The sequence below is a fragment of the Dyadobacter sp. CY356 genome, from assembly GCF_021440195.1.
GTDB lineage: Bacteria > Bacteroidota > Bacteroidia > Cytophagales > Spirosomataceae > Dyadobacter.
This window is the reverse complement of the sequence record NZ_JAJTSZ010000001.1, coordinates 877816-902629: the sequence shown is the minus strand read 5'-3', so window position 1 is coordinate 902629 and position 24814 is coordinate 877816. Positions and strand designations below refer to the sequence as shown.

15 protein-coding genes are annotated in these 24814 nt (G+C 41.5%); 8 read left to right on the top strand and 7 right to left on the bottom strand.

The genetic code is table 11. From position 1 onward, the window contains the following. Position 1: 1 nt before the first annotated feature. From LXL81_RS03785 to LXL81_RS03775, 3 genes are all read right to left on the bottom strand, one after another. Entirely contained in the window at positions 2 to 3265 is a 3264-nt protein-coding gene (locus tag LXL81_RS03785; protein ID WP_234645371.1) for a TonB-dependent receptor, read from the bottom strand. A gap of 270 nt (positions 3266 to 3535) precedes the next feature. Further along, positions 3536 to 4729 carry a FecR family protein gene (locus LXL81_RS03780; RefSeq protein ID WP_234645370.1) on the bottom strand — a complete coding sequence of 398 codons (1194 nt, stop codon included), beginning with the start codon at positions 4727 to 4729 and terminating at the stop codon, positions 3536 to 3538. Between the two features lie 150 nt (positions 4730 to 4879). After that, a complete protein-coding gene (locus tag LXL81_RS03775) occupies positions 4880 to 5476 on the bottom strand; it encodes an RNA polymerase sigma factor (protein ID WP_234645369.1) in 597 nt (198 codons plus the stop codon). A gap of 331 nt (positions 5477 to 5807) precedes the next feature. On the opposite strand from LXL81_RS03775, the gene LXL81_RS03770 reads away from it, so the two are divergent. Continuing rightward, complete coding sequence (locus LXL81_RS03770; protein ID WP_234645368.1) at positions 5808 to 9374, top strand: PAS domain-containing protein; 3567 nt, start codon at positions 5808 to 5810, stop codon at positions 9372 to 9374. On the opposite strand, the gene LXL81_RS03765 is transcribed toward LXL81_RS03770, so the two are convergent. Further along, positions 9375 to 9830: an NUDIX domain-containing protein gene (locus LXL81_RS03765; RefSeq protein ID WP_234645367.1), complete on the bottom strand. Its 456-nt coding sequence runs from the start codon at positions 9828 to 9830 to the stop codon at positions 9375 to 9377. Between the two features lie 11 nt (positions 9831 to 9841). Then, positions 9842 to 10453: an alpha-ketoglutarate-dependent dioxygenase AlkB gene (locus LXL81_RS03760; RefSeq protein ID WP_234645366.1), complete on the bottom strand. Its 612-nt coding sequence runs from the start codon at positions 10451 to 10453 to the stop codon at positions 9842 to 9844. Between the two features lie 212 nt (positions 10454 to 10665). Here LXL81_RS03760 and ligD point away from each other — a divergent pair, with 212 nt between their 5' ends. Then, positions 10666 to 13398 carry a DNA ligase D gene (gene ligD / locus LXL81_RS03755; RefSeq protein WP_234645365.1) on the top strand — a complete coding sequence of 911 codons (2733 nt, stop codon included), beginning with the start codon at positions 10666 to 10668 and terminating at the stop codon, positions 13396 to 13398. A gap of 54 nt (positions 13399 to 13452) precedes the next feature. On the opposite strand, the gene LXL81_RS03750 is transcribed toward ligD, so the two are convergent. Then, a complete protein-coding gene (locus tag LXL81_RS03750; protein ID WP_234645364.1) occupies positions 13453 to 13842 on the bottom strand; it encodes a hypothetical protein in 390 nt (129 codons plus the stop codon). Between the two features lie 220 nt (positions 13843 to 14062). On the opposite strand from LXL81_RS03750, the gene LXL81_RS03745 reads away from it, so the two are divergent. Next, positions 14063 to 15649 (top strand): ABC-F family ATP-binding cassette domain-containing protein, encoded by a 1587-nt coding sequence (locus LXL81_RS03745; RefSeq protein ID WP_234645363.1) that lies wholly within the window; start codon positions 14063 to 14065, stop codon positions 15647 to 15649. Between the two features lie 133 nt (positions 15650 to 15782). On the opposite strand, the gene LXL81_RS03740 is transcribed toward LXL81_RS03745, so the two are convergent. Then, the gene (locus LXL81_RS03740; protein ID WP_234645362.1) at positions 15783 to 18983 is read right to left on the bottom strand and encodes a HAMP domain-containing sensor histidine kinase; all 3201 of its coding nucleotides are present in this window, start codon (positions 18981 to 18983) and stop codon (positions 15783 to 15785) included. Between the two features lie 1692 nt (positions 18984 to 20675). On the opposite strand from LXL81_RS03740, the gene LXL81_RS03735 reads away from it, so the two are divergent. The 5 genes from LXL81_RS03735 to LXL81_RS03715 all read left to right on the top strand — a co-directional run bounded on the left by LXL81_RS03735 (position 20676) and on the right by LXL81_RS03715 (position 24722). Then, positions 20676 to 21536, top strand: coding sequence for a hypothetical protein (locus LXL81_RS03735; protein ID WP_234645361.1), 861 nt, complete (start codon positions 20676 to 20678; stop codon positions 21534 to 21536). A gap of 133 nt (positions 21537 to 21669) precedes the next feature. Then, positions 21670 to 22356, top strand: coding sequence for a hypothetical protein (locus tag LXL81_RS03730; RefSeq protein WP_234645360.1), 687 nt, complete (start codon positions 21670 to 21672; stop codon positions 22354 to 22356). A 76-nt stretch (positions 22357 to 22432) separates the two neighbouring features. Next, positions 22433 to 23176 (top strand): complement C1q domain-containing protein, encoded by a 744-nt coding sequence (locus tag LXL81_RS03725; RefSeq protein ID WP_234645359.1) that lies wholly within the window; start codon positions 22433 to 22435, stop codon positions 23174 to 23176. A gap of 42 nt (positions 23177 to 23218) precedes the next feature. Further along, the gene (locus LXL81_RS03720) at positions 23219 to 23893 is read left to right on the top strand and encodes a hypothetical protein (RefSeq protein ID WP_234645358.1); all 675 of its coding nucleotides are present in this window, start codon (positions 23219 to 23221) and stop codon (positions 23891 to 23893) included. Between the two features lie 118 nt (positions 23894 to 24011). After that, positions 24012 to 24722, top strand: coding sequence for a hypothetical protein (locus tag LXL81_RS03715; RefSeq protein ID WP_234645357.1), 711 nt, complete (start codon positions 24012 to 24014; stop codon positions 24720 to 24722). The last annotated feature ends 92 nt before the right edge of the window (positions 24723 to 24814 follow it).

The following is a 24814-nucleotide window of genomic DNA, read 5'->3' as shown; positions in this document are numbered from 1 at the left end:
ATCAGAATGATACATTCACTCCCAAAAGGAAAGTTCTTGTTTTAGGATAGAAGTTGTTGGAATCAACACCCGGCGCAAGTCCTCCCTGATTAATTTCCGGATCAACACCATTATATTTTGTGATGACAAACAGGTTGTTAACCGAAGTATAGACACGAAGATTTTTGATGCTCGAACCCAGGTTTTTGAAATTATATCCCAACGTTGCATTATCAAATCGCAGGTAACTGCCATTTTCCACAAACCTTGAAGAATACTGATACGAGTTGTAATCAGCCATGGATTCTCCTCCTGCATCCACCAGAATGTTGGTATACTGTGCCGTATTTGGTCTGAAAAGATCGGCTCTTGTTGCGTTGAAAATCTTGTTTCCGAAAGCGCCGCGCAAGAAAATATTCAGATCAAAATTTCGGTAACGAAAGCTGTTTGACCAACCTGCCAAAAGTTTAGGCTGTGCATTTCCAATGTATTTGTAATCCACTCCAATGGAAGGCGTGGTGGTCAGCTGACCATCCCCACCAACAAATTGCGAAACACCGTCCGCATTTTTACCAGCATATTGAAGAGAGAAAAATTGCCCCAGCGGTTTTCCTGCTTTCAGAATTTCAAGCGAATGACTTGATTGTCCCAAACCTTCCGGATAAGCTAAAAGTACCGAGTCGCCACCTGCGAAAAGCGGGTTAGCCAGACTGGTTACGGTGTTTTTATTATGCGCAAGATTAATTCCGGTTGTCCAGTGGAAAGGACCTTTATCAAAAACGACTGCGTTCAGACTTAGCTCAACGCCTTTGTTATTAATACTTCCGCCGTTCGTAGTGATTTTGCCAGTTGGTACCAGAATCGGATCCACGCTGTATGAATAAATCATACCGGTTGTATTCTTATTATACAGTTCCAAAGTACCACTCAATCTTCCGCCCAAAACCGCAAAGTCAACGCCTATGTTACTCGTTGCTGTTTTTTCCCATTTCAAATCCGGGTTTGCGGCTTGTGTCGGTCCTAGTGCCGCCGTAAGTGTTCCGTTGTAATAATAGGTACCCAAACTTCCTGACAAAAACTGTGTTGTATAGGCTCCAAATCCGGTTGCATTCCCAGTTACCCCATAACTTCCACGTAATTTAAGTTCGGTGAAAAGTTTTTGTCCGGCCATAAATCCTTCTTCTGTAATTCTCCACGCAGCGCCAACAGAAGGAAAATATCCCCACTGGTTATTCTTTCCAAAAACAGAACTACCATCTCTTCTGACAGATCCCTGCAAAAGATACTTGTTTTTGAAATTGTAGTTAAATCTGGCGAAATCAGAAATCAAACGCGTTTGCTGATATATTCCATCCGCTCCAAAACCGATCTGAAAACCGGAAACTCCATATGGATTACTCAGTGCAAGGTTGTTATAGGAAATGTTATCTACCGGCAGATTGCTGGTTGTTACCTGAAAACCTTCACCGATGATATAATCCTGCCACGAATAACCGGCAACAACATTTAAAGAATGGTCACCAAATTCCTTATTCCAGGTCAGGAATGTTTCAAGGATTTTGCTTGAATTGCGGTATGAACTTCTGTTCGCCTGCCCATTTGCACCAAAAGATTGCTGCGTATGATATCCCAAACCAGGTTCCGGATTGTCATACATGTTGTTGTAGTGATCTGTAAAATATTTGTTGAAATAAGTACCGCCAAGCGAAGTTGTGTTCAAATAAGAAAGATTCAAATTGTACATCAACCCGAATGGTAATTTCACTTCGGTAGTAAAACTTCCTGTCAAATTATTTGTTTTAGTACTGTTCTGGCTGTTTTTGATCATCGAAACCGGGTTGTAATAATCCGTATGATCCTGATTTTCAAAATAACTGCCATCTGCATTTTTAATTGGAGAAACGGGCAGGTAAGAAACTGATTGAAGCAGAACCGTATTCCTGAAAGGAACGTCGTTTGCAGTACTGTTTGAGTTTGTCACTGTTAAACCAAACTTCAATTTATCTTTAAAGGCATATTGCTGCAGGGATAAACGTCCGATGAAACGTTTCAAAGAACTGTTCAGCAAAATACCTTCTTTGTTTACGTAGTTCAAACTTGCGCTATAAGTACTATGCTCAGTTCCTCCGCTGAAAGAAAGGTTATGATTGGTTGAAACCGCTGTTTTTTTCTGTACCGCAGACTGCCAGTCTGTATCAGCACCCAGATCATCCTTTGGCGAAAGTCCTACATTATTTTTTTCAAGAAAAGCACGAAGCTGTGCTCCGCTCATCATATCGAGTTTGTTCGAAACTTTTTCTATTCCTACATAACCGTTGTAAGAAATTTTCATTTCTCCCTTTTTCCCTTTTTTCGTGGTAACCATAATTACCCCGTTTGCAGCGCGGTTACCATAAATTGCGGTTGCTGCTGCATCCTTCAAAATATCTATCGAAGCGATATCATCAGGCGCAATTGTAGAAATATCAGCACCAGGAATATTGTCAATAACATAAAACGGGCCTTGGGAACTATTGATGGTAGACGCACCGCGAAGCACAACCGCAGCAGGTTTGTTCGGATCACCACTGGCAGTGATATTCAAACCCGGAACCTTGCCCTGCAAAAGCTGGCCAACATCCGTAATGGCTCCCCTGTTCATTTCCTCCGCTTTCACAGTAGTTACCGCACTGGTCAATGTTTTACGGGATTGTGTCCCGTAACCAATTACTGCAACCTCACCCAGGGTAGTATTGCTTTCGGTCATGGAAACCGAAATATTACTCTGTTTCCCTACCTGAACTTCTTTTGTATTAAAGCCGATGTAGGAAAAGACCAGCACATCCGTATCGGTAGCGTTCACTGTAAAATTACCATCAGTATCAGTCGTTGTACCCAATTTGCTGGCTTTTACAACGACCGTTACCCCGATCAGTGGTTTCCCGTCAGAGCCAAGAACCTGGCCTTTAATTACTTCCAGAATCTGTTTCACCGGCTCTACAACCTTCAATATTTTTTTAGGTTGTAAAACAACGGTCTGATCAACAATTGAATACTCAAACGGCTGATTTTTCAGACACTTTGCCAATGCATCTTCCAGACTGTAATCTTTTATCGAAAGCGTAACCTTTTCGGACTTTTGCATCAGCTCGGTTTTGTACCAAAAAGAGTAGCCACTTTGCTTTTCAATATTTTTAAGCACTTTTTCCAAAGAAGCATTTTGTGCTACAAGCGTAATTTTCTGGGCGGAGCTGCTCGCGCTTACCTGCAAACAAAAAGCCAGCGAAAAAATGAAGATCAGTTTCATAACCAAAATAGTTCTGGTTGGAAGGAAGCGGGTATACCTGTTGCCTATATACGACGGTCCCCGCCTCTTTTGGATAAAAGAGTTGTGATTCATACTTTTGTTTTGGGTTGGTACTAAACGGTTTGAGATAATTGTTAAATGATGTCAGCTCATTGAAGAAGCGGGAGCGGTTGCAACGTTCCCGTTCTTTTTTTGCTTTAAGAAAGCCTGAGAGCCAACACCTGTTCTAATTAATGGCAGAGGTGTTTATTTTGTCATAAGCTATCCGGGTTATGGTGTCACAATGATTGATTTTTCTTCAATTCTGAATTTTACGCCGCTGAGTGATAATATTTTCAAAACCTTCGACACGTTTGCATTTCGGGGCAGCCGCCCGGTAAAATGTTCCCGGCTCAGATTTCCCTCATACCTGATATCCACATCATACCAGCGGGAAACCTGCCGCATGATACTTTCAAGATTATCATCATCAAACTGGAAATAACCGGATTTCCAGGCCATTTCCTTATCCATATCCACATCGTCCAAAACCCTGATATTTTCGGCTGAACTTGTGATACGCGCCTGCTGACCGGGCGTCAGCATTGCTGATTTACCTGCTTTACTAACTTTTACAGATCCTTCCAAAAGTGTGGTTTTCATCACTTTTTCATCCGCATAAGCCATGACGTTGAAATGCGTTCCGAGAACGGCGATTTCTGTATCATTGACTTTTACAATGAATGGCATTCCGGTATTATGCGCCACCTCGAAATAAACTTCCCCTGTAATTTCCACCCGGCGTTCTTTGCCTATGAATGCAGTTGGAAATTTCAAGCTCGAAGCTGCATTAAGCCAGACTTTGGAACCGTCGGGTAAAACAATATGATACTGGCCGCCTTTCGGCGTTGATACGGTATTGTAAACCACAGTCCCTGCATCCTTGTTGTTTGATTTATAAATTAATTCACCCCTTCCTGATTTTGTAATGTCTGTGTTTCCTTCACTTGCCAGATTTCCATTTCCTGCGCTGTCCAGAATAATATTAGATCCGTCACCCAGGGTCAGGATCGCCCTGTTTCCACCGGGAGGAAGATCTGCAACAAGTGCAGAAGGATTTTCTTTCACAGCCATTTTGATTGTCCCCTTCGAACCCGACCACCAGTATACACCAATGGCCATTATCAAAACCGCGGCAACAGCAATTTTCGCCCAAAGTTGGAATGAATAAATACCGGCATCTTCATCATTATCATGATACAGTGCTTTTTCTTTTTCAGGGAAAATAGTATTCAGGATCCTGTCCGAAACCTGATCAGGCATTTCTATATGACTATCATAATTGTCCCACGCCTTTTCCAGAACTTCGGCTAACCGGTCATCAGGATTTTCCTTAATCCAGACAGCGAGTTCCTGTTTTTCAGTTTCGCTGCAAGCGTTTCTGAAAAACTTTTCTGTCAGAAAATCAATCCGGTTCAATTGCATAACATTTATACCAATCTCAATAATTACTTATTTAATATTTTGTGATTACTTATTTAGGTCCATCATAAATGAAGACAAAATCAGGTATCACCAAATAAAAGACAATTGGCAGAAACGAAGGGACTAGTCTGAAAAGAAAAATAACTGAAATTATTTTTTGACAGCAATTATGGCGGCTACCATAAGCATGGTATCCGCATGTTTGCGAAGCTGGGTACGAATCGTCGACATTGCCTGAACAATGTGATTTTTTACTGTGTTAGGAGATATTTTCAGCAGATTGGCAATTTCGTCATGGGTCCTGCCCTCTTCTCTGCTGAGATAGTATACTGCTTTTTGTTGTGGAGGAAGTTTTTCCAAAATGTCACCCAGAATTTTTTCCGCCTCTTTTAAGGCAACCATTTCCTGCGTCTCATTATGCCCCACCGGATTTTGATGAAAAAGCTCAGCTAAAATCAGCGTTTCATGCGCCATTCGCTTGAAATGATTGATGACCTGATTCTTTGACATCCTGAAAAGATAGCTTCCAAAATTATCAATACTGCTTAACGATTCATGATCATTCCACAGTTTCATAAACACGTCCTGCACAATATCTTCTGCAAGCATTTCCGATTCGGTAAGCCACAAAACATAAGCATACAACTTGTTTTTATACATATGAAAAAGTGCTGTAAATGCACCCTGATCAGCCTGTGAAGCAAGGACGAGTAATTCCTTTTCGCTATGTAAAGTTTGAATCAGCACGATCGGTTACATATAGTACAAAATCTAACAAAAATCAAAAGAAGCAATATTTTATTCTGTAAACACTACAAACATATCAATTAGTTATCATATAAAGCAAGAATTACAGATTATATAAAATTTTAATTTTTCGAAAAAAAATAGTTTAGGTCATCGGCAGTACCATTTTATATTCAAGCTATTCCATATCTGGAAAATACTCTGGAACGAAATTTATAATGCTTGTTCTGATCGATTGATTCATAACGCAGACATTTGATGGTTGGTAATACAGAAATGCTAACTATCATCAGCAACTGTATTAACAAACCTAAACCATATAACTTCATAGATGAGCGGCCAGCATAAGCCTTTTAGCACAAATAGCGACGTCGAAGCGGAAAGACTGGAAATGGCTCTTGACGCTGCGTCGGTCGGCACCTGGGAACTGGATTTATTTGATAATACAGTGCGCTGGTGCCATCGTACAAAGACTTTATATGGTTTTTCAGGTGATGATATTGTTCCTTATGAACAAGTATTATCGCTCATTCATCCTGATGATAAAAAACGGGTTGAGGAAGATTTGAAACTGGCTCTGGACAGTAGCGTCAGAAAGCCGTACAATATTGAGTTTCGGGTTACTACCGATACAGACAATCAATCAAAATGGCTTCTTTGCAAGGGACTGGCCTATTTTAATGAAAAAGGACAGCCGGAAAGGTTTCTGGGAACTGCACAAAATGTTTCTCAGGATGTGCAAAATCGTCAGTTGTTGCGTGAAAATGAAGAAAAAACAAAAACGCTCCTGAATCATACACCGGATTTGATAACCCGTTGGAATAAAGATTTAAAACTGATTTTTGCCAATACTGCTTTTGAGAAAAAAGGTGGCATTCCCAATGAATTCCTGGTTGGTAAAACCTGTAAGGAAATAAATCAGGCGGATTTTATTCTGGAACCTGCGCATTTAAAAGAAATCTTCGAAACCGGAAAACAGGGGGAATATTACAATACTTACCCCACTGAAAATGGAGAAATATCTGTGCATTTGCGGCTCATTCCTGAACTGAACGAGGATGGCGGGGTTGAAAGTGTTTTGGCCATTGCACGGGATATTACCGATATCAAATCCGGTGAGACACGTTTCCAAACCATGGTTGAACAATCCCCAATGGCCATTGGCTTGTTGCGTGGAAGGGATTTGATTATAGAGATCGGAAACGATAAAATTTTCGAATTGTGGGGAAAGGATAAATCTGTTTTAGGAAAAACGATTCTCGAAGCTTTGCCTGAAATCAAAGACCAGGGTTTTATAGAGTTGCTACATCATGTATATGATACCGGAGAACCGTTTTTTGGGAATAGTATTCTGGCAAAACTTATCAATAACGGCGTAGTCGAAGATAAATATTTTGATTTTGCCTACACTCCATTGCTTGATAAGTCCAATACAATCTCCGGCGTTATCATACTGGCAACAGAAGTTACGGCACAGGTTATTGCAAAAAAAGCAGTTGAATTCAGCGAAGCAAAATTCAGGCTACTCATTGAAGAAGCACCTGTGGCAACCTGCCTTCTGGTAGGTCGTGAGTTTCTTGTTGAAGTGGCAAATGAAGAAATTATTCAATTTTGGGGAAAAGATAAATCTGTCCTTGGTAAAAGGCTGATGGATGCCGTTCCTGAATTGATCGGACAACCTTTTCTGGGAATTCTGGATCAGGTGTATACTACGGGCAAGACGTATGTCGGCAAAAGCGAGCCGGCTCATTTTATGGTGAATGGCAAAATAAATACCTCTTATTTTGATTATACATTCAAGCCACTGCGCAATGCTGCCGGTGAAATCTATGCGATTTTAGACATGGCAGTAGATGTAACCAGCGAGGTGCTGGCAAGACAAGCACTTGAAGATAGCGAATCAAAATTAAGATCGGTTATTGCAGCTGCACCCGCAGGTATGGTCGTTTTCACAGGACGTGACCTGATTGTTGAGATGCCAAACCAGGCCTTTATTGAAATCATTGGAAAGGACGCGGGAATCGCGGGAAAACCACTCCGGGAAGCTATGCCGGAGCTTCAAAATCAGGCATTTCTTAAAATACTGGATGAGGTTTTCACTTCCGGTAAAGTTTTTAAAACCGAAGGTACACAGGTTGATATCCTGAAACGTGGTGTGATGACGCATAATTTGTATGATTTCACATACACGCCAATTTTAGATAAGAATGGAAAAGTTGTTGCTATTCTGGACGTAAGCGTGGATGTCACGGAGTCTGTGAATGCCCGTCGCCAGCTTGAAGAAAGCGAGTTGTTTTCCCGTAGCGTTATAGACAATTCGCCGATCGCAAAATTTGTATTGATCGGCGAGGAAATGAAAATAAGGACCGCCAATGATGTGATGCTTGAAATCGTTGGCAAAGATAAATCCATTCGGGGGAAAGTTCTGTTGGACGCTATTCCGGAACTTGCCCATACACCGATCATGGAGCGACTGCAACACGTTTACCAAACCGGGGAAGTGTTCCACAATCCTGAGGAAAAAATAGAATTTATACGATTTGGAAAACCATATTCAGGCTATTATAACCACATATACAAACCACTTTCGGATGCCAATGGCGTTCGGTATGGCATTATTGTGACGTTTATAGAAATTACCGAACAGGTAGTCGCCAGACAAAAAGCAATAGAAGCTGAAGAAAGTTTACGGGATGCAGTTGAGTTAGCCGAGCTTGGCACCTGGATATTGAATCCTGCCAGCGGGACTGTAACGCATTCGGAACGTATGAGAAAATGGTTCGGATTTGAAAAGGAAAATCTGAGTCTGGAAGAAGCGATGAGTGTTATGGATGAAACTGACAGACTCAGAGTTCAGGAAAGTGTAGACAGGGCTTTGGCGGATAATTCAAATGGCTATTTTGCAGAAGAGTATGTGGTGACTAGCCATAACACCGGCCAGCGCAGAATATTACAGGCACGCGGAAGGGCATTTTTTAATCAGGAAGGAAAAGCATATCTGATGCGAGGAACCGCTCAGGACGTCACTGAGCAAAGATTACTTCAGTTAGGTCTTGAACAGCAGGTTCAGGAACGTACTGAGGAACTTGAAGTCAGCAATGAAGAACTTGCCGCGATCAATGAAGAATATATGGCAACGAATGAAGAACTGGCAGAATCGAATTATCTGCTCACACAATCTAACCAGAATTTGCAGCAGTTTGCCTACATTGCTTCGCACGATTTACAGGAACCGCTACGGAAAATCCAGTCGTTTGGAAATTTACTAAGCAACCGGTATGCCAAAGAGCTTGGTGAGGGAACCCACCTGGTTGAACGTATGCAAACTGCCGCAAACCGGATGTCCGTATTGATTCAGGATCTGCTGACATTTTCCAGAATTTCCACCAAACAGGATAATATCGAAACGGTTTCGCTGTCCAGGGTTATTGATACCGTGCTTTCTGATCTGGAATTAAAAATTCAGGAAACTGGTGCAACAATCAATGTCAGCCAACTTCCTTTGATTTTAGGAGATGAATCACAACTGGGACAACTTTTCCAGAACCTTATCAGTAATGCACTGAAATTCAGGCTTCCCAATGTGGCTCCGATCATTGAAATTACCGCAGACAGCATTTATTCCTACCAGTTGCCAGCCCATGTAAAACCTGCCAAAGCAGCTGCCAGTTATTATCGTATCAAGGTCTCGGACAATGGTATTGGCTTTGACCAGAAATATGCCGACAGGATTTTTCAGGTTTTCCAGCGTCTTCACGGACGAAGTGAATTTGCAGGAACCGGTATTGGTCTGGCTATTTGCGAAAAAGTTGCTTCCAACCACGGCGGTGCCATTGCAGCTACAAGTCAGCCTGGAAATGGCGCGGTTTTTACTATTTATTTACCTGAACAGGTATGATCATTTAATTAAATTGATGAGCTCATCCAGCAGCGGAATCTGGCGCTCGTTGATCTTTAATTTTGCTTCATCTATTGTAAACCATTGTCCACGGTCGTTTTCAGGAAACGTTTTCATTTTTCCGGAATTGGGCGGCCATATCATTTCAAAAGTATTGCTTACTATATTTTCTGCATCAATATCCCCTTCTACTGCCCAGGCTTGCACTACCTTCCCACTTTTTTGGGTGATTGGCTGTAACATCTTAAACTCCCCTTCGATCACATTTCCGGTTTCTTCTTCAAACTCTCTTTTTGCTGCGTCAATCGCTGTTTCAGTATAGTCAAACTCTCCCTTTGGAATCGACCAGGCACCAAGATCTTTTTTCACAAAAAACGGTCCGCCGGGATGCACAAGGAAAACTTCCAACTCCGGTTTTATTCTGTATAACAAAATTCCTGCGCTTTGTCTGGCCATGCTGACTTGTCTTATAATGATACAATGAAACGAAAAGTAAGATTGATCCTCCCGTTATTTAATTTTTTCGACTTAGGTACCCGGTGTTCCCAATGATGTTGCAGATCTCCCTTCATAATCAGCAAAGAACCATTTTCAAGGCTCAGTCCATACTTTCGGCTATGATCTGTTTTATGACGAAATTCAAACTGCCGCGCCTGCCCGAGGCTCAGTGAAGCAATGTGGGGATTAATACCCAGTTCATTTTCGTTGTCCCTGTGCCAGGCAACGGAGTCATTTCCATCCCGGTAAAAATTCAGCAGCACACTATTAAAGCTCAGTCCGGTTGTTGCCTGAATCTTTTCTTTCAATGCATATAACTCCGAAGTCCAGGGGACCGGGTCAAATTTTGTCCCTGAAAACTGGTAAGATTTATTTGAATCCCCATACCAGGCTGTCAACCGCGGTGTGGCGACTTCTTTTCCATACATCTGAATGACCTGCTGCCGCCATGAAACTTCCTTAATAAGCTGATCCATAAGTAAAATACTTTGTTGAGAATCTAAAAATCCGGGAAAATATTCCAGTAAATTTTCAGGAAAACTCAGACTTTCGTTCGCATCAAAGAGACTTAATTGCTGCATAATCATTCCCTTATTATCAGTTGTTTGGATATTATTGATAAAGTCATTCCATTTCAAAACTCAGGCATATTTTTTGTCTGAATTATTGATATGCTTTCTTAAAAACAAAGTTTTCACGCAAAAGTTACCCGTCCCTTGCAGCAAAATTCAAAGTTTGACAACGGCTTTGTGATACGGTCAGAATAAAATCCGAATCTTTAAATATACATACCATGACATTAGTTAAGTATAAAGAAAAGAGAGCGTTCAACAAAACGCCGGAGCCTGAGGGAGGCAAATCGAAAACTGCTTCCCTCCGTTTCGTCATACAGAAACACGCAGCTTCACGTCTTCATTATGATTTTCGTTTGGAAATGGATGGTGTATTAAAAAGCTGGGCCGTTCCAAAAGGTCCGTCTACGGATCCGTCCGTAAAAAGGCTTGCCATGATGGTGGAGGATCACCCTTATGATTATAAAGATTTTGAAGGAATCATTCCTGACGGAAATTATGGAGCAGGGACGGTGATGGTCTGGGATGAAGGCACTTACGAGCCAATCGAACCTACCAAAGGACGGGAAAATCAGGAAAAAAAATTATTGGAAGAACTCGGATCCGGTTCGTTGAAATTTATCCTTCATGGTAAAAAGCTGGAAGGAGAATTCGCGCTTGTTAAAACCAAAGGTATGGCTGATAATTCGTGGCTGCTGATTAAACACAGGGACGAATTTGCTAATGATGAGGATATTACAGAAATGAACAAGTCGGTGGTTTCGGGAAAAGTCCTGGAAAAAATCGCTGAGACAAGTGACAATATATATGGTTCGGATGAAGAAAAAGAACCTGAAAAAGAGAAGGATTCTAAAAAATCAGTAAAATCTGAATCAAAAACGACAGTTAAAAAAAAACTAAAAAAACAGGTTGACCCGGAAAATACGGAGACACCGGAGGCGGATGCAGACATTGGAAAAATTCTTAAAAAAGGGAAAAAAGCGAAATTTCCGGAATTTTTCACACCCATGCTGGCCACTTTGGTAGACGAACCTTTTGACGATCCTGGTTGGGAATATGAAGTAAAATGGGATGGTTACCGGGCACTGGCTTTCTTAAATAAAGATGTAACTGAACTTCGGTCCAGAAATAACAAATCGTTCAACGACAAATTTTATCCGGTATTGGATGCGGTAAAAAACTGGGGGATTGAGGCTGTTGTGGATGGAGAAATTGTGGTTGTTGACGATAAGGGAATTTCCAATTTTAATTCCCTGCAAAACTGGCGCAGCGAGGCCGACGGACAACTTTTATATTATGTTTTTGACGTACTTTGGCTTGACGGAAAAAATCTGATGGAGCTGACGTTAAAAGAACGCAAGGCAATTTTGCAAACTTTAATTCCGAAGGAAAGTATCATAAAAAGCGGGTTTAGTATGGACGCGCGTGGTACTGAATTCTTTGAAGTGGCCAAAACCATGGGACTGGAAGGCATTATCGCAAAACGCTCGGACAGTGTATATTTCCCCGGCGACCGCTCAAAAAACTGGCTCAAAATCAAAGTACAGAAACGGCAGGAAGTTGTCATTGCCGGTTATACCCGCAATGAAGGAACGTCCAAATTGTTCAGTGCTTTACTTTTGGGAGCTTATCAGGACGGGAAATTGCAGTATGTCGGGAAAGTCGGGACGGGATTTAATAACAAACAGCAGAAAGAAATGCTGGAATTATTCAAGCCGCTGACGACGAAAAAAAGTCCTTTTCAACAAATTCCTGATTATAATAAACCATCACGTTTCCGGCCAAACCCGCCGGATGCCTCGGCAACCTGGCTCGAACCAAAACTTGTTTGTGAAATCAATTTTGCGGAAATTACCGAAGAAGGTGTCTTCCGACATCCCTCATTTGTAGCCATGCGTGAAGATAAAAACCCCAAAGATGTCGTAAGAGAGACAGAAGCTCCAACGGAGGAAATTGTAAAAAATGCTACTGAGAAGGCAGATAAAAAAGAGACCGCATCAATCATTAAGGCTCCGGGGAAATCCGACAGGAAAACTTTGCTAAACCCAACAGAGAAATCGCAGGTCAGAAAAGTGAATGGCAGGGAATTGAAATTCACAAATCTTGACAAAATATTCTGGCCCGAAGAAAAGTATGCTAAAAGAGACATGCTTAATTATTACTATCAGGTTGCGCCATACATACTGCCTTATTTGAAAGACAGGCCGCAATCACTTAACCGTTTTCCAAATGGCATAAGCGGCCCAAGTTTTTATCAAAAAGATGTCACCGGAAAAGTGCCGGACTGGGTGGAAGAATTTCCTTACAAATCAAATGATGATGATCAGGAAAAAAACTACATGTTGTGTAACGATGAAGCCAGTTTGCTGCTGATGGTCAATATGGGGGCCATTGAAATAAATCCATGGAGCAGTACTGTGCAGAAACCTGATAATCCTGACTGGTGTATTCTGGATCTTGATCCCGATAAAACCAATACTTTTGAGCAGGTTATCGAAACAGCCAATGTCATTAAGGATATTCTGGACAACGTTAAAGTCCCGTCATTCTGCAAAACTTCCGGTTCAACAGGAATCCATATTTACATTCCGCTTGGCGCAAAATATGATTATGATCAATCCCAGTTATTTGCAAAATGGGTTGCTTCCAGTGCAAACGAGGCCTTGCCGGGTTTTACCAGCATTGAAAGAATGACCAAAAACCGGAAAGGAAAGTTATATATCGATTATCTGCAAAACCGCCCCGCAGCAACATTAGCCGCCCCCTATTCAATCCGGCCGAAACCTGGTGCCACGGTATCCATGCCGCTGCATTGGACGGAGGTGAAAAAGGGTTTAAAAATGGCGGATTTTACCATAGTAAATGCGCTGGAAAGAATTAAATCAGAGGGTGATATCTTTAAACCTGTACTGGAAAAGGGTATTGATCTGGAAAAGATTTTAGGGTCGTTGTGAGAATAGTTTCACGCAAAGTAAAAAAGACAAGGCAAAGCTCGCGAAGTAAAAATCTTAGCGAGCTTTGCCATTCTTGTCAGCTTTGCGTGAAACACTATACTTCCTGATAAAAAACAATCCACCCAAAATCGTTACAGGCGCAAAAATCAGGATCGCGAGTATTTGTGTCCAATGACTCCCCTCCGATTTGAACATGGAGAAAGCCGCGAAACCAGCCAGAACAAAAGCAAGAATATAACTCAGTTTTATATCTTTTGCTCCCGAAACCAGCTGCGTCACCAAGCCTGCAAGAAATGAAAACACTACTCCATAAACAGCAGTCAGAATCATAAATGATAGCGTTGCATCTGCATGCGGTTTTTGTCCCGATAGACGGAAAAGTGCCAGAGAACTGATCACAAAAACAGCGTAACCTGCAATGATGCTTATAATTTTTCTACCCATGATTATTGTTTTCTATCCTGAAACGTTAAATTTTACTTGCGCAGATTGTATCCATGCGAATCCCTTAGCTTCCAAAAATTCTGCGATTTAAAGGTATTTTTTTACCTTTGCACAAGTAACACAAAACACATTCTTAAATGTAATATATAATTTCTTTCAGAAAAATAAACGGCAACCTATGAAGGCTGCTGTGATTATTCATTTTCAAAAGAAAGAAATTATGCTTTTTCTTAGTGATGTTACTTATGCACATCCCAACCGGGATGTCCTGTTTGTTGATATAAATCTGATCATTAATAAACACGAAAAAATAGCGCTGATCGGTAATAATGGTTCGGGCAAATCTTCCCTTTTAAAAATTTTAACAGGTGATCTTACTATATTATCGGGCCAGGTAAAAACGGATTCGAAGCCTTATTATGTTCCGCAGATTTTTGGACAATTCAATCATTATACCATTGCCCGGGCACTGGGGGTGGATATTAAATTAAGTGCGTTACAGAATATCCTTAACGGCCAGGTAACCGAAGAAAATCTGTTAAAGCTGAATGACGATTGGGCGATCGAAGAACGCTGCAAAGAGGCGCTTATGCACTGGAACCTGCAATCCCTGGATCTGAATCAACCAATGGATTCGCTTAGCGGCGGACAAAAGACAAAGGTTTTCCTGGCTGGTATCATGATCCATATGCCGGAAATCGTTTTGCTCGACGAACCCAGTAATCATCTGGATATCATGAGCAGGGAAATTCTATATCAATACATCCGGTCTGCGACCAACACTTTGATAGTCGTGAGCCACGACCGGACATTACTGAATTTGCTTCCAAAAGTTTTCGAACTCGGCAAACAGGGAATAAACGTTTATGGCGGCAATTATGATTTCTATGCCGGACAAAAGCAAATTGAATCCGAGGCTTTAAATCAGGATATCCGTAACAGGGAAAAAGCATTTCGAAAGGCAAGGGAAGTGGAACGCGAATCAATTGAACGTCAGCAAAAACTGGATGCACGGGGCAAGAAAAAGCAGGAAAAAGCCGGGCTTCCAAAAATTTCTATGAATACCCTTAAAAATAACGCCGAAAAAAGTACTGCACGAATCCGGGATGTGCACACAGAAAAGGTCGGTTCCATTGCGCAGGATCTAAGCCAGCTCCGGAGAGAATTGTCCGATACAGACAAAATGAAAGTTGATCTGGATAATTCCGCACTCCACAGCGGGAAAATACTTATCGATGCGACAAATATGAATTATGGATATTCCACGGATTTACTCTGGGATAATAATTTAACTTTTCAAATTACCAGCGGTGAACGGATTGTGATCTCAGGCTCAAACGGCTCGGGAAAAACAACACTGATCAAACTGATCCTGGCAGAACTTGAACCCCAAACTGGTATCATCGAAAGAGCAGATTTCAGATCAGTTTATATTGACCAGGATTATTCAATCATCAATAACGATCTTTCCGTTTACAAACAGGCTGAAATGTTTAATGCAGGAGTTTTGCAGGAGCATGAGATAAAAATCCGGCTCAACCGTTTTTTATTTACAAAAAACTACTGGGACAAACCATGCAGTACGCTCAGCGGCGGGGAGAAAATGCGTCTGATTCTGTGTTCATTAACAATCAGCAACCAGGCACCTGACATGATCATTCTTGACGAACCGACCAATAATCTGGATATCCGGAACATAGAAATATTAACCGCTGCGATCAATCAGTATGAGGGTACACTCCTGATCATTTCACATGACCAGCATTTTTTAAAAGAAATTAATGCTGAGCGCGTGATTTCTTTATAACAAAAAAACTATTCAGACAGTCCTATATAAAGATGGAAATTCAAGATTAGTATTTAAAAGCCGGTGACGAAAAACATTGTTTCTATATGCACAAAACATACAGTATCCGTTTTCATCACCGGCTTTTTAATTGTTACTTATCACAAGGAAAAATCAAATGGAAACTCGTAACATCCGTTTGTGTTACTTTCAGGTTAATACCAATCAATGCTGCAATTTCTTTCACAATCAACAAACCCAGACTTGTCCTGGGTGCAGGCGGGCTTGACAAATCCTGTCTGACAGGCAAATGCACGTTTTTCTTTTCCGTTGAATTGATCATTTCCTGCATCGCCATCGGAACACCTAATGTCGAATTGGAGATCACAAGTTCCTTTTCATTTTCAGCATTGGCATTAAAATATACTCTGATCACACCATCACGCGTAAACTTGGCTGCATTGTCGATCAGGTTATGGATCATGATCCCGAGCATCTGGTAATCACAAAAGACCTCGGTACCAACGGGAATTTCATTTGAAAATTCTGTACCGTTTTCAAGAATCATGTTTTTAAAGATCCCGAACTTCCGGTCCACAAGCTCGCGCAAATTTATAGCTTCAAAATGCAGACTGTTTTCATAAACATGGGCCTTGATATAATCCATCAATCCACCCAGCAGATTGCTCATACTTCGGGAGGAATCCGATATCATTTCGCCCAGCATCGCCACATCCTGATATTGCCCTTTTTGTATCATTTTTGGAATATTCCCGGAGGTAAGTGCAAGAAAATTCAAAGGTGACTGTATATCATGCGACATGGATGTAAGCAATCTGGAAAGCATGTGCACCTGCTGCGACATTTCATTTTTTGATTCTTCCAGATCTGTCATTGTTTTGTTGAGTCTTTCCGTACGCCTGGCCACCACCTCTTCCAGTCTTGCATTTTCAAACTTTACTTTTTTCAGCTTCCACAAATTGTAAAAATAAACGACAGCAAGCAGCAGTAACATGGTCAATACCATTGCCCACCAGGTTTGATACCACAAAAGAGGCACAACAAAATAAATCTTTTTGATCGTGTAGTTATTTACTCCAAAGCCATTCAGCTTCCTGACAATCAGAGTATAATTTCCGGAACTTAGGCTCGAAAACTCTAAACTGTTATGTTCATTTCTAATAGGAATCCAGTCTTCCGCCCCGGGAACAAGCCCATCTTTCACCAGCGCATAAGACATTCTCATATTGTAGGGATTTCCAAAATAAGCGGAAGTAAAATAAAGTTTTACCTGGGTAGGGTTTAAAGGAAAGTAAAGACTGTCATTTGAGATCACCAGATTCCGGCGGTTTTCTTCTGCCCTGTCTAAAACAATGGCTCCGTCTGTTTGATTGTTCCGTATCCTTTCGGGTTTAAACCATACCAGTCCGTTCAGAGAAGGCAGGGAAATATATCCATTTTCCAGCCTGGCAAAACCCGGCCCACAGGATCCGTTAAATTCGTTTGTCAGAAAACCTTCCTCCTTCGAATGATATTCATAATATAGTTCGTCAACATTTAATCGGTTTGACGTTTTAACGCCGTGTTTTTCATTTTCGCTACACTGCGCATAAGTCAGCAAATCTGTCCTGGATATCTGAAAAAGACCCTTATTCGTTGGAATCCAAAAATAATCTCTTTCGGGAACGATACCATGAGGACTGGCCAGATACCGGTTGGCATCCAGCGGAAAACTGATCAGACAGCCATCCGGTTTTATCAGCATCATACCTTTGTCCAGGGCAGTAAGCCATATGTTTTTATCTTTGTCCCTGAAAATTGCCTTGAAATGTATTTTTTCCGTACCTGGCACCAAGTGGTATTTTTTGGTACGGACTTCTATATCATACAAGCCATCTATGGTTCCTACCAGCAAGTGATTGTCATTTAAGAATATGACGCTTGTACCTCCAAAAGGACCTTTTATAAAAAGTTCAGGAACTTTTACAGCGTCTTTATAAAATAACCCTTCCCCTGCCGCCCCGATCCACAGCCCTCCTTTTTCATCCTGGTGCATGGTTTCAACATTGTATTTAAAAGCCCATGACTGCGTTTTATAAGGATTTTCCAATCCGACATTTAGCAATACATTACCGTTTTTGGTCCAATAAGATTTACTTTGGGCGTCCTTCACGATCAATAACTTATCACGGTCATTAACCTTACGCAGTGGAGCAAAATACGTGTCAGTAACTTTTCCTGACAACGGATCATAACCCACAATCCTGCCATCGGCTGTAATCACCGAATTCCTGGTATACGGAACCTGACCATAAAATATGTTATCACGAATGTCACCTTTAATACTTACCGTCCTGAACTGATGGGGTGTAAGAATGAAAAGTCCTTCCGTGGCACTTCCAAGAAATATTTTTTTAGTGCCATAGTCGTAGTATATTCTTTCAATGCCATTTGATTTTAAGTCAAAGTCCGCAGCCAACAGCCTGGTTTGTAAGGAACCATCCGGCTGAGCTTCGAGTATATAAAGATCATCACCAATGTTCAGGAACGTCTCGTCGGCCACGTTATTCCAGTAAATACTAATCCTCCCCCCGTTTGATTTGTAGAGCGGATGTTCAGTGATAGCTCCCGTTATGACTTTCTTTTCAGTTTCATGTTCCGAAACCAGGGTGATTGAACCTGACTGCTCATCAAAATAATATAACGCCTGCCCCATCACGAAATAACCCCATAGATTATCTCTCTTAAAGGGAAGGCTGTATTTTAACTTCCAGTTTTCAAAGTATTGAATTTGGGTGCTATCGCAAAGGTAAAAATCAGCACTGGTGTTGCCTGCCCGGATGAGATATTGTGGCATAGACACATCCAGCTTATCAAGAAAATTGGGATAACCTGTCGCCTGTAAATAATTTGGAACTTTTTGACCAAACGGTTCCAGCCTTTTCGCTTGATCCCTCGAATAGTTCATATCGAAAACAGCTTTTCCCTTCTCGATACGGACACTCTCTCCGCCCATGAAATAAGCATAACTTATTGCATTCCGGCCTTTGGTATGTTGTCCGTTCTTATCATGCCCCGGGTAATGCCGCAGGGATGGCTGTGTAAATATGGACCGTGTGTTGGAGATACCAAGGTTAAATTTATTAAAGACATAAAACCGGGATCCGTCATACCTGACCAGTCCGTCTTCGGTGCCCATCCAGATAAAACCTTCCGAATCTGCCGAAAGTGTTTTTACACTGTTTTGCGGCAGCCCGTTGTCACCGGAATAATGCTCAACATAATAGTTTTTTTGTGCACTTGCCCGGCCGGGCCAGAGAAAGATAACAAGCAGGGTAAGCAGAACTCTTTTCATAACGCTTTTTTATTAGAGGAGGTTGGTTGGTAACATTTTTGATACGTTTATAGCAGATCGTGAATACAAATCCGTCCTATATTCTACGTAGGATTTGTAGAAAGTCACTATAAAAATAGAATTTTCTCTAACTTTTTAAGATACGTTGAGTTCTGCCGGCCGGTGTTTTCTTTCTTGTACGTTATTGAAATACGAAAAAAAACGGACCGATTGTTTCCTATCGGCTCCGGTGGCTATTTTGGTGATTCGGGCAGGGAGGATTTCCCCTGGAAGATGATTTATTTAAAGATCATTTTCTCCTTCCGCAATATTCAGTTTTACCTGTCCGGTGTTTCCAATAAAAGGTCGTTTTCATTGAAGCTATTGCTGTTTTTTTTACGTAGTACTTTGTGACTAACAGTTCATTACGATCTGAATCTTAAACCAATATTGCCAAAAAATGTCAGACACCAAAATCTCAAAATCCGGAAATTGTACAATATGACATTTCGTGAATATTCCACCGGCAAACCGCCAGGGGCCCTGAACCGATATAGATATCTCAAAAAGGTTAAAAATCAATTTATTACGACGACGAACTATTTAGCATTGTACCAGCAATAGTTCTACTCCATAAGCCTAGAAATATTTCGAAGAATTTATTTAACGGTAAAACGGCAAAGAAGTTTTTACCAGCGAGCGTCCATCATGAGTGTGTAGATTATACTATGGAGTCCATGTAGTAATAGTAGTATGATCAAACGTGAGATTGGGAAAATAACTCCGAGATGATTCTATCCGCCTGAACATCCCGCTCTACAATTTTTTAACTTCTCAACAGATTACTTTGCATTGTTAAAAAACAGCAGCGAAAGACCAATACTTCATCAATAATTTAAATAATACATGAAATTACTTTTTACTTTTAATTACTGCCGGTTGCCACATTATACTTCTGCAACAACGGCCATCTCTTCAAGACTTGCTTTCCACTGTTATGGATCAGGTCAACGACTTATACTGAAAAACAATTTTCAAAAATGTATAATCTGTTGCTGAGAAGCAATTTCCAGGGCTTATATAACCAAAAACACGGTGGAGTGAAAGCGTGATGTCACCAAGTCGACAAACCGCGGGAGATATTTCTACAAAATGGAAAGTTGGCCTCTACAAAGAAAAGCTTTTGTATTTCTCAGATTTGAGGCAGGAATTATTCAAACGACGCTTAGTATAAGTGTCAAAAGAATAAAACCTGCCAGAACAAGCCAGGAACGGATAAAACAAAAAGAAATTGTCTTTGTAAACCAAACCACACATTCCCTATATGAATAGATTTTACGCTCCAAATTCAATAACAACCTGGTTAAAGCTCCTCGGCTTGCTCGTCCTCATGATCCTGGTAAAACTCGCCAGGCCCTGACGAAGATATTCACTACGCACTCAATAGATATAAAAAACAAATCCAGCCCAAACCCAATCCAACATTAACAAAAAAAGATATTGGTTAAGAAGGAAAGCCCAACCGGCTCCCCTCATTAACCCTAAACCATTAATCATTAAATAAGCACTATACACACAACAATCACAAACAACCCCAGAAATTTTCCGCAGCGGAAAATTCCCTGACAGGCCCGTTAATCCTGACCCTCCAACATTAACAATTAACCATTACAATCACACTTTTATTTAATCCTACACTAATCAGTACACACAATGAAAACAAAACAACTATTATCAAAGACACTTTGCACGGCTATGTTTGCAGGTGCTCTATTATTTGGTTCTTCTTCGGTTTTTGCGCAAGTGAAGATTGGAAATAATCCTACGGTTATTAATGCAGGTTCTGCACTCGAAATAGAAAGTGCAACCAAAGCTTTATTAATGCCACGTATTTCTTTGACAAATACAACAACATGGGGTTTGGATGGAACATCAGCCGCTGGTATGCATGTTTTTAATACCAATATGTCAATAACTTCCTCCAATACAACATATCCAACCCTTGTTTCTAAAATTGGTGAGTATTATTGGGACGGCACTGGCTGGGTAGCATTGGCTCCATTAGTTAAGTCTACTTCAATAACTTCCTTTCCACAAACTACCCCAGGTGTTGTTGTAAATATTGCAGCAGGTACGGCAGGTACTTGTGGTTTGCCCTTTGGGCCCATTCCGGCTTGCGCGGTTGATCTTAATAGAAATGCAAGTTTTGAAGTCACAAATACATTAAGTGATGTTTTAATTGACATGAGCGGAGCTTATTCTGTGGCATCAAACACTACTCCCGTGTCTTTCTATATTGCTCTCGCCATTGACAAAAATACTCCGGGAGTATATGAAATGGTAGATTATTACTTTATTACCAATTCAACTACCGGATGCTCAGGCCAATACATTAATTTAAAAAGTGCCTTAAAAAATCTTCCTGTAAGATCATATAATGTGAAGGTATTTTTAGCACCATGGCAGAATTCCGGTGCCGCGGCAACGGTTGGTGTGGGAAAACAAGCCTTGACAGGTTCTTGCGGAAATAATGATTTTGCTCAGCAAAAGGTTATTGTCTCAATTAGCCAATAGTTTATCTAATCCGTGGTCTGTGTCTATTCCGTGGTCTTTGTCTTTACATACCCGATAATAAACCAGCTACCAAATTAAAATCGCCATTAATCCATCGACATTAACAACACACATTAACCTATCTGAATCGAACATGAAACGAGTCAAGTACCTGTCCATTTCTTTTTACACTACTGTGATGTTTTTCTCAGCTTCCTCACTTTTTGCACAGGTAAAAATCGGGACAAATCCAACCACGATTAATGCCGCAAACAATCTGGAAGTGGAGGCATCAACAACCGGGAGAAAAACCAGTATTGATAAAACGACCGGGCAGGTAACGATTGCCGATGGCACCCAGAAGGCCGGACGTGTATTCACCTCCGATACGAACGGTGGCGGAAGCTGGCAGGCGGGTATTGTGTTTGCGGGATATGCCACCAGCCAAAGCGTGGGACAGGATGATGCCGGAACGCCGATAAACATCATTTCTGATTTTGACCCTGAATCAGGATGGAACAGTGCCACGAAGGAATATACAATCCCAGTGGCAGGTTACTACGCCATCTCTTTATCAGGTATCAACTTCTTTACAGACGATTATGTAGGCAATCCTTTTGCCGCAGGTGGCTTTGCCATATTGCAATCCGGTGAGAAGGTCCTGATATCAGAGACATCTTCATTTGAAGGAAAGGACATGCCCGTTGGTGGTGCGCTGGTGGTGAAAGCTGCGGCAGGTGATAAAATAAAACTGATCAGCTCAACCCCCATTTTAGCCGGCCCGCAAACCTGGACGATGAAGAAGGCGGCTTTGGCGATCTCTTTAATGGTTAAGTATTAATGGTTAATAAGGCTGCCGGGGCAGATCTTTTCTTATCATTTTCAAATCTAAATTTCAGTTTTACACACACTAACCGATGAACTTTAAAGCGTCCCTATATCATCCGCTTGCGGTAAAAATGATCTTCTCAATCCTCTTTTTTTCGGGGGTCTTGTTTAACGCGCCGGATGTTTTTGCACAGGTTAAAATTGGTACAAATCCAACGTCGATCAATGCAGCAAACAATCTGGAAGTGGAAAGTGCAACGGTTGGAAACAAGGTGAGTATTGACAAAACGAGCGGTAAGATGACGATTGCGGACGGATCGCAGGGAACTGGAAAAGTGCTGACCTCCGATGCCAATGGCGTGGCAACCTGGGAAGCTTTTACAAACGGTACATGCAGTGCCTTTGAAGCCTCAAAGACAAGTTATGCCATGACATTGGGAACGGCCGCTGTCCTTATGCCGGGCGACAACATTATTGATCCTGCCAATGCGTACAATCCTGCCACGGGCATATACACCGTCCCGGCAAAGGGCACTTACATTTTCACAGCCACAGCGGGAGAAGGTAACAACTCGGCGATTGGCACAAGAAATTCGCAGATGTCAATCCAGACAGGCAGCAAAGGAATTGTTGCCAGAAGCATACTCGCGGATGTGAATTATGCCAACGGACTTGCCCACTCGCTTTCGGTGGTGGTTAATGCAGAGGCCGGTGAAACTGTATTCATCATGATCAGCTCCGCTGTTGTTTCCGGCTCAGGATCCGCTTCCGGCAAGGCACTGATCAACACCATCCGCTTCGCCGGATCCCGTATTGATTGTAACAGACAGTAAAAATTCAAACACACAAATTCACACTTAAAAAGATCAAACCAAATGAAAACAAAACAAATACTATCGGCGGCTATGCTAGGTGCAGCCTTATTTTTCAGTACTTCATCTGTTTTCGCGCAGGTGAAGATTGGAACAAATCCAACGACAATTAATGCGGCTAACAATTTAGAGGTTGAAGCTTCTACGGCTGGGCGGAAAACGAGTATTGACAAAACGACTGGACAAGTTACGATTGCAGATGGAACTCAGGGGCTAAACAAAGTATATACTTCTGATGCCAATGGAGCTGCAAGCTGGCAGCCACAAAAACTTGTTCGGGCTCAGGTAACTTATACCGGTGATGGAGTTGCAACAGTCCCAACAGCTGTTACTGGAAACTGGGCAGGAAGTACTTCCGGAAATGTCAGTCTTACTTTTCCGGAAAATGGAACATATGCAGTGAGTTGGGCCATTATCGGTGATTATAGCACACCCATGACTAACAACGGTGCATGGATCGGAATAGAATTAGGCCAAACCTCTGCTATCCTTAATCATCAGCAAAGTTTAACTTATGGAAGTTTTATGTTTACAGATGGGGTTAGATACATAACAATTACAAATGCCCCAATCACGTATCAGGTTCGCTACATAAATACTTCTCTTAGCACATTCACTACAAGAAGCCACTCTGGCGGTAATTACAATGAGTGGTTTGGTTACAAAGTGTTTGACTGAGATTAAACACTTACCATTGGTCTGTTCACTCTAATCCATGGTCTGTGTCCTCACAGATTAACTAAAAACCCCGTTCAGCACTTTAAACAATTTTCTCCAATTTAAACTACTACACACAATGATCAAAAAACAACAACTCTACAAAGCACTCTTTGCTGCCTGTATGCTTTTCGGCTCTTCCGCAGTTTTCGCCCAGGTGAAAATTGGAACGAATCCTTCGACGATTAATGCAGCTAATAATCTGGAAGTCGAGGCTTCTACGGCTGGGAATAAAGTCAGTGTAGACAAAACAACTGGGAAGGTTACGATTGCGGATGGTTCGCAGGGAGATGGAAAACTCTTTACATCTGATGCAAATGGAGTTGGAACTTGGCAACCGCCTGCTGGAACTGTTATAGTAACTGGTCTTCGAAATTCTCCAGTTACAGTCCCAATCACCACAGTTCCTAATGGTTCGCTCACCCCAGACTGTCCGATAACTTTAAATAAAGGTACCTATCAATTGTATTATTACGCACAATATGATTACACAACTCCTCCAAACCCTGCAACAGTAGCTACCCTGGCAACAACCTGGCCATCATTCTTTTATTTTGAGTTTGTCGTTGCTTCCGGAGCTGCAACTTTTCCATCATACTACTGGATAGTAACAAGTCAAAATAATGGTCCACACGTTATCCCTACGATATCTTACTATCAAGCAGCGGGTGAAGTACAGCAGTTGGTAGTTGTAACAGCAGATAATACTGTGATTAAACCTCGTTATTTTTCTCTAAGCAGAACAGGAAACGTTCAGAATATTGCTGCGATCGTAGCTGTTAAACTCTAGCCCCGTGCACTGTGCCCCCACAGACCAGTTAAAAACATAGCGTCAAAAACGCAAACCATCAAAAAAACTACACACAATTAACAGAACTCTCA

Bases quoted from the DNA above. Each gene is read 5' to 3' on its own strand.
- LXL81_RS03750 (WP_234645364.1), bottom strand. From the start codon at position 13,842: ATGGGTAGAAAAATTATAAGCATCATTGCAGGTTACGCTGTTTTTGTG.
- ligD (WP_234645365.1), top strand. From the start codon at position 10,666: ATGACATTAGTTAAGTATAAAGAAAAGAGAGCGTTCAACAAAACGCCG.
- LXL81_RS03765 (WP_234645367.1), bottom strand. From the start codon at position 9,830: ATGGCCAGACAAAGCGCAGGAATTTTGTTATACAGAATAAAACCGGAG.
- LXL81_RS03740 (WP_234645362.1), bottom strand. From the start codon at position 18,983: ATGAAAAGAGTTCTGCTTACCCTGCTTGTTATCTTTCTCTGGCCCGGC.
- LXL81_RS03770 (WP_234645368.1), top strand. From the start codon at position 5,808: ATGAGCGGCCAGCATAAGCCTTTTAGCACAAATAGCGACGTCGAAGCG.
- LXL81_RS03725 (WP_234645359.1), top strand. From the start codon at position 22,433: ATGAACTTTAAAGCGTCCCTATATCATCCGCTTGCGGTAAAAATGATC.
- LXL81_RS03730 (WP_234645360.1), top strand. From the start codon at position 21,670: ATGAAACGAGTCAAGTACCTGTCCATTTCTTTTTACACTACTGTGATG.
- LXL81_RS03760 (WP_234645366.1), bottom strand. From the start codon at position 10,453: ATGCAGCAATTAAGTCTCTTTGATGCGAACGAAAGTCTGAGTTTTCCT.
- LXL81_RS03735 (WP_234645361.1), top strand. From the start codon at position 20,676: ATGAAAACAAAACAACTATTATCAAAGACACTTTGCACGGCTATGTTT.
- LXL81_RS03745 (WP_234645363.1), top strand. From the start codon at position 14,063: ATGCTTTTTCTTAGTGATGTTACTTATGCACATCCCAACCGGGATGTC.
- LXL81_RS03780 (WP_234645370.1), bottom strand. From the start codon at position 4,729: ATGCAATTGAACCGGATTGATTTTCTGACAGAAAAGTTTTTCAGAAAC.
- LXL81_RS03785 (WP_234645371.1), bottom strand. From the start codon at position 3,265: ATGAAACTGATCTTCATTTTTTCGCTGGCTTTTTGTTTGCAGGTAAGC.
- LXL81_RS03715 (WP_234645357.1), top strand. From the start codon at position 24,012: ATGATCAAAAAACAACAACTCTACAAAGCACTCTTTGCTGCCTGTATG.
- LXL81_RS03720 (WP_234645358.1), top strand. From the start codon at position 23,219: ATGAAAACAAAACAAATACTATCGGCGGCTATGCTAGGTGCAGCCTTA.